Source organism: Halopseudomonas sabulinigri (assembly GCF_900105255.1).
Taxonomy (GTDB): Bacteria; Pseudomonadota; Gammaproteobacteria; order Pseudomonadales; family Pseudomonadaceae; genus Halopseudomonas; species Halopseudomonas sabulinigri.
The window spans coordinates 299,824-315,539 of the sequence record NZ_LT629763.1; the positions used below are offsets into that span (position 1 = coordinate 299,824).

Annotated in this window: 7 protein-coding genes and 1 pseudogene; 3 read left to right on the top strand and 5 right to left on the bottom strand. The window is 56.0% G+C overall.

Translation table 11 applies throughout. The features are described from left to right. Nucleotides 1-88 precede the first annotated feature (88 nt). The 3 genes from BLU26_RS01280 to BLU26_RS01290 are packed head-to-tail and all read left to right on the top strand — an operon-like array spanning nt 89 to nt 8,562. Complete coding sequence (locus BLU26_RS01280) at nt 89-2,242, top strand: type I secretion system permease/ATPase (protein WP_092283148.1); 2,154 nt, start codon at nt 89-91, stop codon at nt 2,240-2,242. Beyond that, nucleotides 2,239-3,654: an HlyD family type I secretion periplasmic adaptor subunit gene (locus BLU26_RS01285; RefSeq protein ID WP_092283149.1), complete on the top strand. Its 1,416-nt coding sequence runs from the start codon at nt 2,239-2,241 to the stop codon at nt 3,652-3,654. Before BLU26_RS01280 ends, BLU26_RS01285 begins: the two co-directional genes overlap by 4 nt. Before the next feature lie 18 nt (nt 3,655-3,672). Next, nucleotides 3,673-8,562, top strand: coding sequence for a calcium-binding protein (locus BLU26_RS01290; RefSeq protein WP_157719268.1), 4,890 nt, complete (start codon nt 3,673-3,675; stop codon nt 8,560-8,562). A gap of 103 nt (nt 8,563-8,665) precedes the next feature. Here the strand turns inward: BLU26_RS01290 and cobA are convergent, their stop codons facing one another. From cobA to BLU26_RS01315, 5 genes and pseudogenes are all read right to left on the bottom strand, one after another. After that, nucleotides 8,666-9,454 carry a uroporphyrinogen-III C-methyltransferase gene (gene cobA / locus BLU26_RS01295; RefSeq protein ID WP_092288307.1) on the bottom strand — a complete coding sequence of 263 codons (789 nt, stop codon included), beginning with the start codon at nt 9,452-9,454 and terminating at the stop codon, nt 8,666-8,668. 29 nt (nt 9,455-9,483) lie between these two features. Beyond that, on the bottom strand, nt 9,484-12,186 hold the full coding sequence (locus tag BLU26_RS01300) for a nitrate reductase (protein WP_092283151.1): 2,703 nt from the start codon (nt 12,184-12,186) through the stop codon (nt 9,484-9,486). Further along, nucleotides 12,183-12,512, bottom strand: a complete 330-nt coding sequence (gene nirD / locus BLU26_RS01305) for a nitrite reductase small subunit NirD (protein WP_092283152.1) — start codon at nt 12,510-12,512, stop codon at nt 12,183-12,185. The genes BLU26_RS01300 and nirD overlap by 4 nt, the downstream gene beginning before the upstream one ends. Nucleotides 12,513-12,532: 20 nt before the next feature. After that, a pseudogene (locus BLU26_RS01310) lies at nt 12,533-13,771 on the bottom strand (NAD(P)/FAD-dependent oxidoreductase); the annotation flags it as partial. 272 nt (nt 13,772-14,043) lie between these two features. Beyond that, a complete protein-coding gene (locus tag BLU26_RS01315) occupies nt 14,044-15,714 on the bottom strand; it encodes a bifunctional protein-serine/threonine kinase/phosphatase (protein ID WP_092283154.1) in 1,671 nt (556 codons plus the stop codon). Nucleotides 15,715-15,716: the final 2 nt, after the last annotated feature.

Sequence of the window (15,716 nt, forward strand, 5' to 3'; positions counted from 1 at the left end):
CCTGCTAGGCTGCCTCGAATATCAATTGGCCACCTCTAGCCTGGAAGCTAGAGAACTCTCTTTCGAAGTCGCATTCAAGGACGAAGTAATGGCCAATGTGGATAAGGGGCCCGAGCTAGCAGCTCGTGCAGACAGCGGACTATCGTGCCTAGTTATGCTGGCGCGCTTCCACAATGTCGCTGCTTCTGCTGCACAGCTCCAGCACGAGTTCGCTACTGATGGCGAACCGTTCGGTCGATCTGAAATATTGCTGGCAGCCAAAAAACTCGGGCTTAAAGCCAAATCTATCCGCAGCAACCCTTCACGACTGTCACAGCTACCACTTCCAGCGATGGCGCTATCCTCAGACGGCCAGTTTTTTATTATGGCTCGAGTGGATAACGCAGCGAATCAGGTGCTGATTCATGATCCTCACTCCCAACGCCCAGAAATTCTGAGCGTTGAAGAGTTTGAGGCTCGCTGGACCGGCGAGCTCATTTTGCTCCGCTCTGAAGCATCGGTAGCCGGCGACATTTCTAGATTCGATTTCACCTGGTTTATCCCTGCGATAGTCAAGTATCGAAAACTACTAGGTGAAGTATTGCTGGTTTCTTTTGTGCTGCAGATTTTTGCGTTGTTGACGCCGCTGTTCTTCCAAGTCGTGATGGACAAGGTGTTGGTACATCGTGGTCTGTCTACGCTGGATGTGATTGCGATTGGCCTTCTCGGCATCATGATCTTTGAAACGGTTCTTTCAGGTTTGAGGGGCTATGTTTTCTCTCATACAGCCAGCAGAATTGATGTCGAGCTTGGCTCCAAGTTATTCAAGCATCTCGTTACTTTGCCCTTGGCTTACTTTCAAGCACGCAGGGTGGGGGATTCGGTTGCGCGGGTAAGAGAGTTGGAGAATATCCGTAGCTTCCTGACGGGGAACGCGGTAACCCTGATCCTTGACGTTCTTTTCTCCGTTGTGTTCATCGCCGTCATGTTCTTCTACAGCGGCTGGTTAACACTAGTGGTTGTTCTTTCGCTACCGCTTTATTTTTTGATTTCTTTGCTTATTACTCCTGTCCTGCGGGCTCGGCTGAACGAGAGCTTCACCCGGGGGGCTGAAAATCAAGCCTTCCTGGTCGAAACCGTAAACGGCATTGATACATTGAAGTCCATGGCGGTTGAGCCTCAAATAAATCGCAAGTGGGATAATCAGCTCGCCGGTTACGTCGCTGCGAGTTTCAAGACCCAAACACTCTCTATGCTCGCCAATGAAAGCGTTGGGTTCGTCGGCAAGTTGGTTACGGTATGCACCCTGTGGCTTGGTGCTCGGCTGGTGATCGACGGTGATCTCACGGTTGGCCAGCTTATTGCTTTCAATATGCTGGCGGGCAGAGTTTCGCAGCCAATTATGCGATTGGCGCAGCTCTGGAGCAACTTTCAGCAAACAGGCGTTTCGGTTCAGCGCTTGGGCGATATTCTGAATGCCCAAACCGAGGTTTCTCAAGCTGGTCGCAGCAGCTTGCCTCCTGTTAAAGGCGCCATCGAGTTTGATCAAATCCACTTTCGGTACCGCCCAGATGGCTCTGAAGTACTCCGGGGCATCAGCTTAACTATTCAGCCAGGTGAGATCATCGGCATCGTGGGGCGTTCCGGGTCCGGTAAAAGCACGTTAACCAAGCTACTTCAGCGTTTGTACACACCTGAACGCGGTCGCGTGCTGGTAGATGGGATGGACCTCGCGTTGGCTGACGTGTCTTCTTTGCGTCGGCAGGTAGGCGTGGTACTGCAAGACAACATGTTATTCGCTCGCAGCATAAGGGAAAACATTGCCCTCTCCGATCCTGGCGCACCGATAGAGCAAGTAATGCAGGCGGCCAAGTTGGCAGGGGCGCATGAGTTTATTCTGGAGTTGCCCGAGGCTTATGACACTGTCGTTGGCGAGCATGGCGCTTCGCTTTCTGGCGGTCAGCGACAGCGCATTGCTATTGCTCGAGCCTTGATGGGTAACCCGCGCATTCTGATCTTCGACGAAGCCACTAGCGCGTTGGATTACGAATCAGAACGCATAGTGCAGCAGAACATGCGAGCCATCTGCCGTGATCGCACTGTCATCATAATTGCGCACAGGCTTTCTGCAGTACGTGATGCCAACCGCATAGTAGTTATGGATCGTGGCCAGATAGTAGAGGAAGGCTCCCATGCTGACTTGCTTGGCTATCAAGCGGGGCATTATTCCCGTCTGCACCGCTTGCAGGGGGGTAACCTATGAGTGCAGGAAGAGAACTGCTCAGTCGTTATCGGAAGGTGTGGCGCGGTGCCTGGCAGCAGCGAAAAAGTATGGATGCTCCCAAGCGATTAGGGCACGAGGTCACTTTTTTACCAGCAGCCTTGGCACTACGCGATGCGCCTGTTCATCCAGCCCCCCGCGTTGTCCAGTGGCTGATCATTGCTTTCGCGGTGCTGGCGCTGATATGGGCATGTTTAGGCGAAATTGATGTAGTCGCCACCGCAACGGGAAAGGTAGTGCCCAGTGGTAAAAGCAAAATTGTCCAATCCAGTGAAGTCGCTGTAGTAAAAGCAATTCACGTTCAAGACGGCCAGAAAGTTGAAGTAGGCGACTTGCTGGTAGAGCTGGATGCGCAGATTACTGGCGCAGACGTTCAACGTCTTCAGTCCGATCTCGTGGCGGCCCAGGTTGACAGCGCAAGGGCAGCTGCGCTCCTGGAGGCGATGAATGCAGAGCGTGCTCCGGCCGCGTTATCAAGCCGCCTGACCAATCTTAGCTATCAGCAACAGGTTGCGGCTGAGGCATGGTTGCAAGGGCAATATGCGGAATTACAAAGTTCGCTTGCGCAGAGCGATGCTGAAATAGCCCAGCGGAATGCTGAAATGGCCGCTGCGCGCGAAGGTATTATTCGCCTGGAAGAGTCCATTCCTATCACTCGCGAGCTTTCAGCAGATTACAAGCGACTTTTAGAAAAGGGGTATATCGCCAAGCACGCCTATCTGGAGCGCGAGCAGCTTCGTTTGCAGCAAGAACGCGAGTTGGCATTGCAAAAAGCTCACGTACTGGAGCTGCAAGCCGCCAAGCAGCAGGCGCAGAGCCGACGCCAAAGCGTTCTGGACCAAACTAGTCGTGCCATGCTGGACCTTTTAAACGCATCGGAACAGCGCGCTGCCGGGTTAGAACAAGAGTTAAATAAGGCAGAACAGCGTAACAGGCTGATGTTACTCAAAGCGCCCGTATCCGGGACTGTTCAACAGTTAGCTATTCACACTGCAGGCGGGGTAGTGACAGAGGCGCAGCCACTGATGGTAATTGTGCCAAGTAATCAGCCTGTTGAGGTAGAAGTGATGGTTCAGAACAAAGATATTGGCTTTGTACGCGCTGGTCAAAGTGTCGAGATTAAAGTTGATGCTTTTAGTTTTACAAAGTACGGAGTCATTGACGGGGTGGTGGCAAGTATATCTGATGATGCGATTGAAGATGATAAGTTTGGGCTTGTATATAGTGCAAAAATATCAATTGCTGATGCGGGCTTGTTTGTGGGCAATAGGCGTGCCTACATTTCTCCGGGTATGAGTGTGCAGGCCGAAGTTAAAACTGATAAACGCAAGGTGGTTGATTACTTCCTGAGCCCGTTGAAGGTATACACACATGAGAGTTTAACAGAAAGGTGATCGTGGGTTTTATGTTGATTGGTTGATTTTAATAGGGAGATAGACATGTATACAGGGCAGTATAGGAATGGTGTTTCTGCTGATGCTAGCGGTATTGTTGTTACCGATACCAAAGGGTATCAAGCTCATATTCGTCCCGATGGGTCTGTGGACTTTACTGATAATTCGGGCAATCGGCTTAAGATAACGCGCGGCGAAGCGACTGTGGGGCACTCCAGTGGAAGTTCCTCTGTTGAAGTTAGCAACTCTGGTAGAGTGACGCTTACTGCGAAGGTTGGTGGCGGGGAGGTTAAAGTTGTAGCGCAAATAAATTCAGATGGTACGCTCTCTGTATCAGAAGTCAGGATGCACAAAACGCTGCTGAAAGTTGGTAATGCAATTCTTGGGGTCAAAGCCGGCGTTGAGATGGTCTGGAAGCCTGGAGAAGGATGGTCTGTAGGTAAGTTTGGCGAGGAACCGATAATATTGGGCTTGGAGTTGTCTGAAATAGCAGAAATCGCTGCTTCCGGTGTGGAGAACTCTGCGTTAGGAGAAATGCTTTCGAGTACCGATGATTATATTGATGATGTACTTAACGGGGAGTTTGGTGCTGGCTCACGTTTAGACTGGATGAAGTATAGAAATTCAAAAATAGATCCGGATGTTAATAAGTCGTTTGATTACGCGATGAGTGCAACAAGTCCTATTGTTCTGGATCTTGATGGGGATGGTATAGAAACAATTGGCGCAAACGGCAGCGTCCTATTTGATCATGATGGGGATGGGCATAAGCACGGAACTGGATGGGTTGAGTCAGATGATGGTCTTCTGGCGTTAGATGTTAATGGGAATGGTGTTATAGACAGTGGAAAGGAGTTGTTTGGTGAACATACTATTTTAAATGGTGGGGCTAAGGCCGAAAACGGCTTTGCGGCTATGCAAGGTATCGATAGCAACTCTGATGGTATTCTTGATTCAGGCGATGCAGCCTGGGTTGATTTGCGTGTATGGAGGGATTTAAATTCCGATGGCGTTAGCGATAGTGGTGAACTTTTTACACTGGATGAACTTGGGGTGAAGAGTATATCCACAGGTTCAACTGGAACTCGTCGTTCTTTGGGAAACGGGAATTATATTGATGGGGATGGAGGGTTTGATTGGGAGTCGGGGGTTGGCAGTGGACCAGGCCGCTTAGCAGATGTTTACTTTGAAAATAATAATTTTTACAGAGAGTTTGGTGATGAGGTCGATATCCCTCTCGAACTTATGTATCTACCTGATATGACCGGTTCAGGTGCCGTGCGGGACTTGAAGCAAGCTGCCGCGGTTGATTCAAATTTGGCTGATATTTTGTTGAATTACTCGTCGGTCAGTAGCGCCTCTGAGCAAAAATCTCTTTTAGATAAGCTGGTATCCGCTTGGGCTGAATCCGCCGAATTTAGAACCTTTGATGAACGTGTGAGCGACTTGGGTATTGGAAAAGATTACCGCGTTGAGTTTCGTTATTCTTGGGAGATAGAGGTCGATGCTGCCGGGGCTGGAGGAGGTGGCGGTGGCGGCGCTAGCTCTGGCGTGGCGGGTGCCGGAGTTTCTTATGCAGAGGGCCTCAAGAAGAAAGAACTTCTTGATATGGTGAAGGCTCTGGAAGTTTTCAACGGTGAGTATTTTTTTGACTTTACACCGGCATCGACTGAAGAGAATGACTCAGGTGAGGTGGGTGGCGCTTATAGGGCTGGCAATCAAGGAAGGTCTTTCTCCGGGGCTCGGGTGACGGATACCGGTCCGTTTTATGTAACGGAGCGCAGCTTTAATTTTGGGCCCAATCAAGAGCGGGAAATTAGATCTGCTTACAGCTCGCTGATTAACTCAGTGTATAACGGCTTATTGATGCAAACGCGGCTTCAGTCATACGTAGATATTGTAGAGATTCGTGCTGGCCAACAGCCCGTGGAATTTGAATATGATGCGGTCTGGGAGCGACTGGAGGAAGTCGCTAGCATAAATGTTGAAAATGCCTTTTACGACTTGGTTGACCTAGATAAAAATCAGTTTTTCTTGGGTAGCGCTAACCAGGCTGTCGTTCATGAACGATTATTAGGTTTTATACAATTACTGCCAGAGGATGCGCTGACTGAGTATCAGTCGCTGATAGGAAAGATAGTAGTCGCTGGTAGCGTTTACGATGATGAGATAATAGGTGGGTCGGATAACGAAGTAATCTATGCAGGTGGTGGCGCCGACTCAGTCTCAGGCGGAGCAGGAGATGATGCTATTTATGGCGACGCTGGCAACGATGTCCTAGACGGCGGTAATGGAAGCAACCACCTGTACGGTGGTGACGGTGATGATATTTTGAGGGTGGCTGCGAATGCCAACTCGGACAAAAACATCCTGGCCGGCGGCAAGGGCGATGACACTTTGCACGGTAGCCTTCTGAGTGATACCTACTTATTCGATCTAGGCGACGGCACCGATACTATTGTTGAAGTGAAGGGTACTAGTTACAACCATACGGATGTACTTCGATTTGGTGTTGGCATCAATCCGGATGACATTCAGCTGCGTCGATCTGGTGCTGACTTGATCTTTTCCCATGTCAACGGTACGGACAGTATGACGCTGCAAGGTGCATTTAGTAGTGAGACGGCCTCCGCAGTACTACAAACTCACACGCGAATCGAGGCTATTGAGTTTGAAGGTGGTCCTAGCTTCACATGGACTGAGTTTGTAGCAGGTAGGCTGGCGCAGCATGGCACGGACGCTGGTGACATACTGTTCGGCCACAATGGGAATGACGCCATTTATGCGGGTGCTGGCAACGATGTCCTAGACGGCGGTAATGGAAGCAACCACCTGTACGGTGGTGACGGTGATGATATTTTGAGGGTGGCTGCGAATGCCAACTCGGACAAAAACATCCTGGCCGGCGGCAAGGGCGATGACACTTTGCACGGTAGCCTTCTGAGTGATACCTACTTATTCGATCTAGGCGACGGCACCGATACTATTGTTGAAGTGAAGGGTACTAGTTACAACCATACGGATGTACTTCGATTTGGTGTTGGCATCAATCCGGATGACATTCAGCTGCGTCGATCTGGTGCTGACTTGATCTTTTCCCATGTCAACGGTACGGACAGTATGACGCTGCAAGGTGCATTTAGTAGTGAGACGGCCTCCGCAGTACTACAAACTCACACGCGAATCGAGGCTATTGAGTTTGAAGGTGGTCCTAGCTTCACATGGACTGAGTTTGTAGCAGGTAGGCTGGCGCAGCATGGCACGGACGCTGGTGACATACTGTTCGGCCACAATGGGAATGACGCCATTTATGCGGGTGCTGGCAACGATGTCCTAGACGGCGGTAATGGAAGCAACCACCTGTACGGTGGTGACGGTGATGATATTTTGAGGGTGGCTGCGAATGCCAACTCGGACAAAAACATCCTGGCCGGCGGCAAGGGCGATGACACTTTGCACGGTAGCCTTCTGAGTGATACCTACTTATTCGATCTAGGCGACGGCACCGATACTATTGTTGAAGCTGAGGGGCGTAGGTATAACCATACGGATGTACTTCGATTTGGTGTTGGCATCAATCCGGATGACATTCAGCTGCGTCGATCTGGTGCTGACTTGATCTTTTCCCATGTCAACGGTACGGACAGTATGACGCTGCAAGGTGCATTTAGTAGTGAGACGGCCTCCGCAGTACTACAAACTCACACGCGAATCGAGGCTATTGAGTTTGAAGGTGGTCCTAGCTTCACATGGACTGAGTTTGTAGCAGGTAGGCTGGCGCAGCATGGCACGGACGCTGGTGACATACTGTTCGGCCACAATGGGAATGACGCCATTTATGCGGGTGCTGGCAACGATGTCCTAGACGGCGGTAATGGAAGCAACCACCTGTACGGTGGTGACGGTGATGATATTTTGAGGGTGGCTGCGAATGCCAACTCGGACAAAAACATCCTGGCCGGCGGCAAGGGCGATGACACTTTGCACGGTAGCCTTCTGAGTGATACCTACTTATTCGATCTAGGCGACGGCACCGATACTATTGTTGAAGCTGAGGGGCGTAGGTATAACCATACGGATGTACTTCGATTTGGTGTTGGCATCAATCCGGATGACATTCAGCTGCGTCGATCTGGTGCTGACTTGATCTTTTCCCATGTCAACGGTACGGACAGTATGACGCTGCAAGGTGCATTTAGTAGTGAGACGGCCTCCGCAGTACTACAAACTCACACGCGAATCGAGGCTATTGAGTTTGAAGGTGGTCCTAGCTTCACATGGACTGAGTTTGTAGCAGGTAGGCTGGCGCAGCATGGCACGGACGCTGGTGACATACTGTTCGGCCACAATGGGAATGACGCCATTTATGCGGGTGCTGGCAACGATGTCCTAGACGGCGGTAATGGAAGCAACCACCTGTACGGTGGTGACGGTGATGATATTTTGAGGGTGGCTGCGAATGCCAACTCGGACAAAAACATCCTGGCCGGCGGCAAGGGCGATGACACTTTGCACGGTAGCCTTCTGAGTGATACCTACTTATTCGATCTAGGCGACGGCACCGATACTATTGTTGAAGCTGAGGGGCGTAGGTATAACCATACGGATGTACTTCGCTTTGGTGAGGGGGTGAGTGCCGACATTGTGTGGTTTGAGCGTGAGGGTAGCGATTTACATGTGGATTTGCTCGGAAGTAATGATGGTTTGGTGATCAAAGAGTGGTATGGAAGTACTCCTAAGTCGGTGGAGCAGTTTCAGCTTGCAGATGGTAGGGCATTACATGCGAACCAGGTTGATAGCCTAGTGAGCGCAATGGCTTCGTTTGGTGTCCCAGCTGGTGGAGAGTCTAGTTTAACTCCAGTCCAACGAGAGCAATTAGATATTGTTATAGCAGCGAGTTGGCAATGACGAACTTTGCCTAAGTCTTGAGCTACCGTTTGAGATGCATTTCTCATAACCCATATCCTCGGATATGGGTTTTTTTGTTGTAAATGAGCTTCTTTTCACAGGCTTAAGCATAGCTGTTGCTTACATCAGAAAGGTGCTCGGGTTGGTTTTCTAAATTGCTAATTGCAGAGAATTTGGTGACCGCAACTGCGGCCACCACCTCACCAATCACCAATACCGCCGGGCTTTGCAGCTTGAAGGCAGCGGCCTGTTCGCACAGCTCATCCAGACGGCAGGTGTGCTGGCGTTGTTGCGGTGAACTGGCCTGTTCGATCATGGCGATGGGTGTGCTGGCGGGCATGCCGCCGTTGAGCAGGCCTTGCTGAATTTGCTGCAGGCGGGCGACGCCCATGTAGACCACCAGGGTGGTGCCGCCCTGGGCCAGGCCCTGCCAGTTCAGCTCGCTGTCATCCTGAGTGTGGGCGGTGACCAGGGTGACGCCGCGGCTGACGCCGCGCAGGGTTAGCGGGATGCCGCACTGGGTCGCGCCGGCCAGGCCGGCGGTAATGCCGTTGATGATTTCTGATTCCACACCGCGTTCGCGCAGCCATTGGGCTTCTTCACCGGCGCGGCCAAAGATGCACGGATCGCCGCCCTTGAGGCGCACCAGGCGTTTGCCCTGGCGGCCATAGCGCAGCATCAGGCGGTTGATGAATGCCTGCGGGGTAGAGCGGCAGCCGCCGCGTTTTCCCACGCGAATGAGGCGCGCCTGCGGGCAGTGCTCGAGGATCTCGGGGTTGACCAGGTCATCGACCATGACAATTTCGGCCTGGCTCAGCACTCGCGCCGCCTTCAGCGTCAGCAGCTCCGGGTCACCGGGGCCTGCACCTACCAGCCATACAGTCGGGTTCATGCGCGTGTACTCCTTGGATTTGATGGTGGTCATGCCGGTACCGCCAGGCTGCTGATCAATCGTTTGATTTCAGGGACGCAGGAGCCGCATTGGGTGCCGCAACCGAGTTCCTGTTTCAGGCCATCCAGGTTCAGACCGCGTTCAATGCCGGCGCAGATCTGGCTTTGGCTGACGTTCATGCAGTTGCACAGGGTTTTGTCCTGCTGATTGCTGGCACCGCCGGGTGGTGCGCTAACCGGCGCGAGGAACCAGCGGCGCAGCTCTGCATCGGTCTCGCCGCTTTGCCAGGCGCTGCGCAACCAGTTGCGCGCGGCGGTTTCGCCGGTCAAACGAATGGCAGTAATGCGGCCGTCTTCGATTTTTACCCGTTTGCCAATGGCGCGGCCCGCGTCGTCGTAGCGCAGTACCGGGCCGCTATCCAGGCCGATCAGAGCGTCTATCTGTGCCAGCAAGGCGGCATCCGGCGGGGTTGTGGCAGCGGCGCGGATCAGCAGTGCAGGACGGTCACGGCCGATCAGGCCCATGCCGAGGTAGTCGAGGTTTTCGCAAAGGGGGCGAATGGCTTCAAAACGCTCCTGCACCTGACCCTCGGCCAGAATAAACAGCTCCCAGGGCAGCTCGGCGGGGGCGATGTTGATGCTGCTCTGTTTCAGCTCGGGCTGTTTTGACAGCGGATCAAAGGCCGGTTGCGTCAGCACGTTACTGCCGAGACCCTTGAGAAAGCGGTCACCCCAGTGCATGGGTAGAAAGGCTTGGCCGGGACGGATCTGCGCATCGCTTTCCACCGGCAAAATCAGCTCGCCACGGCGACTGCTGACGCGCACCAGGTCGCCCTCGTTGAGGTTGCGGCGGCGCAACTCGTCAGGATGCAGGCTTAGTAGGGCTTGCTCCACGTGACCAAACAATTGCGCCGCGGTGCCGGTGCGGCTCATGCCGTGCCACTGGTCGCGCAGGCGGCCGGTGTTGAGGATCAGCGGGAACTGCGCATCGCGGGTTTCCTGCGGCGCGCGGTAGGGCTCGGCAACAAAACGCGCATGGCCATTGTCTGTGGCGAAAATACCATCGCTGTACAGGCGTGGGGTGCCTTGCCCGGTGGCTGCATTGAACGGCCATTGCTGCGGGCCCAGGGTGTCGATCAGTGCATGGCTGAGGCCGCTGTAGTCCAGATCGCGCCCGGCAGTCAGCGCTTTGTACTCGTCAAAGACCTGCGCGGGGCTGCTGAAGTTGAACAGGCTGGGCTGGCCGGGGCGCAGCTGTTTTTCCAACCGACGGGCGAAGTCGCAGACGATCGCCCAGTCCGGCCGGGCGTCGCCGGGCGCCGCTACCGCAGAGCGCACGTGGCTGATGCGGCGCTCGGAGTTGGTTACGGTGCCTTCCTTCTCGCCCCAGCTGGCCGCGGGCAGCAGCAGGTCGGCGTAACGGCAGGTTTCGGTGGTGAAGAAGGCTTCCTGCACTATTACGAAGGGACAGGTGGCTAATGCTTCGTGGATCAACGTCTGATTCGGCATCGACTGTGCGGGGTTGGTGCAGGCGATCCACAGCGCCTTGATACGGCCGCTGCGTACGCCTTCAAACAGCTCAATGGCAGACAGTCCGACGTTGGCGGGCAGGGCGTCCACGCCCCAGTACTCTGCTACCTCGGCACGGTGCTCGGCGTTACCGGCCTCACGGTGCCCTGGCAACAGGTTGGATAGGCTGCCGGTTTCGCGGCCGCCCATGGCGTTGGGCTGGCCGGTGAGCGAGAAGGGGCCGCTGCCGACTTTGCCAATCTGGCCGGTGGCCAGATGCAGGTTGATCAGTGCGTTATTCTTGGCGCTGCCGGCACTGGACTGATTCAGTCCCATGCACCAGAGCGACAGGAAGCTGGGCGCGGTGCCGATCATGCGCGCGGCACTGTGCAGGTCGTCTTCGCTGATGCCGCACAGCTGCGCAGTGATGGCCGGGCTGTAGTCACGCACCAGGGTTTTCAGCTGATCAAAGCCGTCGGTGTGAGCCTCGATAAAATCGCGATCAATCCAGCCCTCCCAGAGCAGCAGATGCAGGATGCCGTGGAACAGGGCAACGTCGGTGCCGGGTTCGATTGCGAGGTGCAGGTCGGCGATCTCGCAGGTGTCGGTGCGGCGCGGGTCTATGACGATGACGCGTTTGCTTGGATCGGCCGCCTTGGCTGCTTCCAGCCGGCGGAACAGCACCGGGTGGGCGAAAGCCATGTTACTGCCAGCAATCAACAGGCAGTCGCTCTGCTCGATGTCTTCGTAGGAGCAGGGCGGCGCGTCGGCCCCCAGGCTGCGTTTGTAACCTACCACAGCGCTGGACATGCACAGGCGCGAGTTGCTGTCGATGTTGTTGGTGCCGACCAGAGCGCGCGCCAGCTTGTTGAAACAGTAGTAATCCTCGGTCAGCAATTGACCGGAGATGTAGAAGGCGACACTGTCGGGGCCGTGTTCGGCGATGGTGCGGCCAAATACCTCGGCGGCATGGCCCATCGCGCTGTCCCAGTCGGTGCGGCTGCGGCTCAGGCCTTTGCCCAGGCGCAATTCGGGGTACAAGGCCCTGGCGGCGAGGTCGCCGGTCTTGTGCAGAGTCGCGCCCTTGCTGCACAGGCGACCGAGGTTGGCCGGGTGCGCCGGGTCGCCTGCTACATCCAGCACGCGCTCGCCGTTATGCTCGATCAGTACGCCGCAACCGACGCCGCAGTAACAGCAGGTAGAGGCTGTGGATTGGGTACTCATTGGACGCTGTCCTTGGATTTTTCGACGGCAATTTGTACTCGGCCGGCTTCGATGCGGGCCGGGTAGCGCTGGCAGCAATCTAACTGAGGCGCAGTGGCTTCGCCGCTGTCGAGCTGGATTTGCCAATTGTGCTCAGGGCAGGTGACGACATTGCCGATAACCACGCCCTTGGAAAGTGGTGCGCCGGTGTGGGGGCAGCGATCATCCAGGGCGAAGACCTGGTCAGCTCGGGTGCGGAAAATGGCGATGTCGCCATTTGGCGCCATCACCACATGGGCGCCCATCTGCGGAATATCTTCAAGTGCGCAGATATCGACCCAGCTCATGCGTTCGCCTCCGTCAGCTCAGCGCCGTTTTGAGTGGTGTTGGCAGCCCCTACACAGGCCTCGCCAAACATCATCTGGTCGCGAATCTCGCTGATGTTGCGGTTCTCCTTGACCATGCGGAAGTACCAGGCGCCGTCGCTGGTATCGCCGTACAGGCAGGCACCGACCAACTTGTCGTCCTTGACCACCAGCTTCTTGTACACGCCGCCAATGGGGTCGGACAGGGTGATGGTCTCGCTGCCGTCAGCGCCCATGAATTCACCGGCGGAAAACAGGTCGATGCCGGTCACCTTGAGTTTGGTCGAGGTCACCGAGCCTTGGTAACGGCCATAACCGAGCATCGCCAAGTGGTTGGCGCAGACCTTGGCCTGCTCGAACAGGGGCGCGACCAGACCGTAGGCAATGCCGCGGTGGCTGGCGCATTCGCCGATGGCGTACACGCGCGGATCAAAGGTTTGCAGGGTATCGTTGACCAGGATGCCGCGGTTGCAAGCGAGGCCGGCGTTTTCCGCGAGTTCGATATTGGGGCGGATGCCGGCGGCCATCACTACCAGGTCAGCTGGGATGACGCTGCCGTTGGTGAACTTGACCGCGCAGACCCGGCCCTCGCCGTTGTCGATCAGGGAGTCGGTAAACTGCGGCAACAGAAACTTCAGACCGCGCTCTTCCAGTGAGCTTTGCAGCAATTTGCCCGCCGTGGGGTCGAGCTGGCGATCAAGCAGCCACTCGCCGATGTGCACTACGGTCACGTCCATCCCGCGCAACTTCAGACCATTGGCCGCTTCCAGGCCGAGCAGGCCACCGCCAATCACCACTGCATGCTTGTGTGTGGTGGCGGTGTCCATCATCAGTTGGGTGTCGGCAATGTCGCGGTAGCCGATCACGCCGTCCAGGTCGTTGCCGGGTACTGGCAGCATGAAGGGGGTAGAGCCGGTGGCCAGCAGCAGGCGATCATAGCTGGCCTCGGTGCCGTCTTCGGCGATGACCTTGCGGGCACGGCGATCGATCTGGCTGACGCGCTTGCCCAGGTGCAGGGTGATGCCGTTGTCGTGGTACCAGTTCAGGTCATTGAGCACGATTTCTTCAAAGGTCTGCTCGCCGGCCAGTACCGGTGAAAGCATGATGCGATTGTAGTTCGGGTGCGGCTCGGCACCGAACACCGTGATGTCGTATAGGTCCGGGGTCAGTTTGAGCAGTTCTTCCAGGGTGCGTACCCCGGCCATGCCGTTACCGATCAATACGAGTTTGAGCTTTTGCATTGTGCGCGCTCCGCCTGAAGCCAAAACAAAAAAAGGCGTCCCCCTGCTCACGCAGTAGGGACGCCTTTGTCCAGGTCCTGTTCGATCAGGAAGGCAGGGTCATCGCCGTTGACAGCCCCGCATTGTATTCGTTGATTAACGATGCAGTGTTTAAAGCAGGTTCCGTGCCACTCCGTTCAACCCCGCTATTCAGGCGCCTGGCGCAAGCAGCAGAGGCCTGCGGTCGCGGTTTTCTGCACTGTCATGCAGCGCTTCGCACCGGCTTGGGGCGGTTATTGATTCAGCAGCAGGATCGCCAGCAGCAGGTTCAGCGCCAGTGATGCCATGGCGAAGTAACGCCAGAAGCGCAGTGGATCGCGCTGCAGCAGCGGCTGATGGCTGGTGTGTAACGGTCGGCTCTCGCCCTGGGTCGATTCCAGTAACCATTGCTCGGCGGTTTCAAAACGCTCCTTGGGCTCAAGCGCGACGGCGCGCAGCAACAGGTCGTCGAGCCAGGGCGGCACGTCGGGACGGTAGCGGCTAGGGGGCACCGGCTTGCCGAAACGCGGCCGCTGGAAGGCTTCGACTTCCCCATAGGGGTAGTGGCCGGTCAGCAGGAAGTAAAGGGTAACGCCGGTGCTGTAGATGTCTTGCTGGGCGTGCGGTTCGGCGCCGTTCAGCACCTCGGGCGCCATATAGCTCGGGGTGCCCGGTGCCTTGCCGTCCTGCGCTTGGGTCAGGCCTGGGCAGTAGGTCAGGCCGAAATCGAGCAGGCGTAGCTGGCCGTCGTCACCCTGGTGCAGATTTTCCGGCTTGATGTCGCGATGAATGAGGTTGCGCTGATGCAGTTTGCCAACCGCCTTGATCAACTGCGCCGCCAGTTCACGCCACGCGGGAATGCTCAGCAGACCGTGCTGCCGACGTTGCTCCTCAAGTGTCACGCCAGCGTATTCGCGCATCACGTAATACAGGTGGCGACGTTGTGGCAGCGGGTGCAGCTCGGGGGTAAAGGCACTGGCCACGCGGCGCATAAACCATTCCTCCAGCACCAGCGCCTGGCGCGCCTGCTCGTCGTTGTGCAGCGCGGCGGGCAGGGTTTTCAGCAGCCAGGTCTGGTTTAGTTGATCTCGTACCCGGTAAAGCACCGATTGGCGCGACTCTGCGCGCACGTTCACTACCTCCCAGCCTTCAAAGTCCTGTCCGGTCTTGAGCAAGGGGGGCAGTGCGCGTTCATCCAGCGGAGCCAGCGCATCGCCCAGCGACGCCTCGGGTAGCGCATCGACCCGCACCAGCAGGGCGCTGGCGTTGTCCTGGCTGCCGGCACGATAGGCCCGTTGCAGCAGCTGCGCGCAGGCCTGGTCGAAGGGCTGCTCCTGCAGGCACTGCAGAATCTCGTTGTCTTTCAGCACTGCCCAGATGCCATCGCTGACGATCAGTAGTTGGTCGTCGGCGCGCAGCTCACCCTCGCTGTAATCCATCAGCAGGTGTTCATCCAGGCCCAGGGCACGCTTGAGTACGTGCTCCATGCCCGGCTGCTCCCACACGTGCTCGGTGGTCAGGTGGCGCAGTTTGCCGCTGCGTAGCAGGTAGGCGCGGCAATCGCCGATGTGCGCCAAAGTGTAGCGACAGCCGCGCAGCACTAGCGCGGTCAGCGTTGTAAGTAGTGGCTGGCCACCGCCATTGGCGCGCAGCCAGCGATTGTGGGCGGTCAGCAGCTTGTCCAGCGCGTGTGGAATGGCCCAGGTTTCTGGCGTGGAGTAGTAGTCCAGTGCCAATGCCTGCAGGGTGGCGTTGGCGGCCAGTCCGCCATCCTGACACTGGCTGACGCCATCGGCCACGGCCAGCAGGTGGCCCTTGCTGGTGGCCAGTCGGGGCGCCGGCGTGACAACCCGCACGGCATCCTGATTTTGCGCGCGCGGGCCCTTGTCACTGGCTTCGCTGATACTCAGCTGCAGCGTCGTCATCT

Bases quoted from the DNA above. Each gene is read 5' to 3' on its own strand.
- BLU26_RS01315 (WP_092283154.1), bottom strand. From the start codon at position 15,714: ATGACGACGCTGCAGCTGAGTATCAGCGAAGCCAGTGACAAGGGCCCG.
- cobA (WP_092288307.1), bottom strand. From the start codon at position 9,454: ATGAACCCGACTGTATGGCTGGTAGGTGCAGGCCCCGGTGACCCGGAG.
- BLU26_RS01285 (WP_092283149.1), top strand. From the start codon at position 2,239: ATGAGTGCAGGAAGAGAACTGCTCAGTCGTTATCGGAAGGTGTGGCGC.
- nirD (WP_092283152.1), bottom strand. From the start codon at position 12,512: ATGAGCTGGGTCGATATCTGCGCACTTGAAGATATTCCGCAGATGGGC.
- BLU26_RS01280 (WP_092283148.1), top strand. From the start codon at position 89: ATGGCCAATGTGGATAAGGGGCCCGAGCTAGCAGCTCGTGCAGACAGC.
- BLU26_RS01300 (WP_092283151.1), bottom strand. From the start codon at position 12,186: ATGAGTACCCAATCCACAGCCTCTACCTGCTGTTACTGCGGCGTCGGT.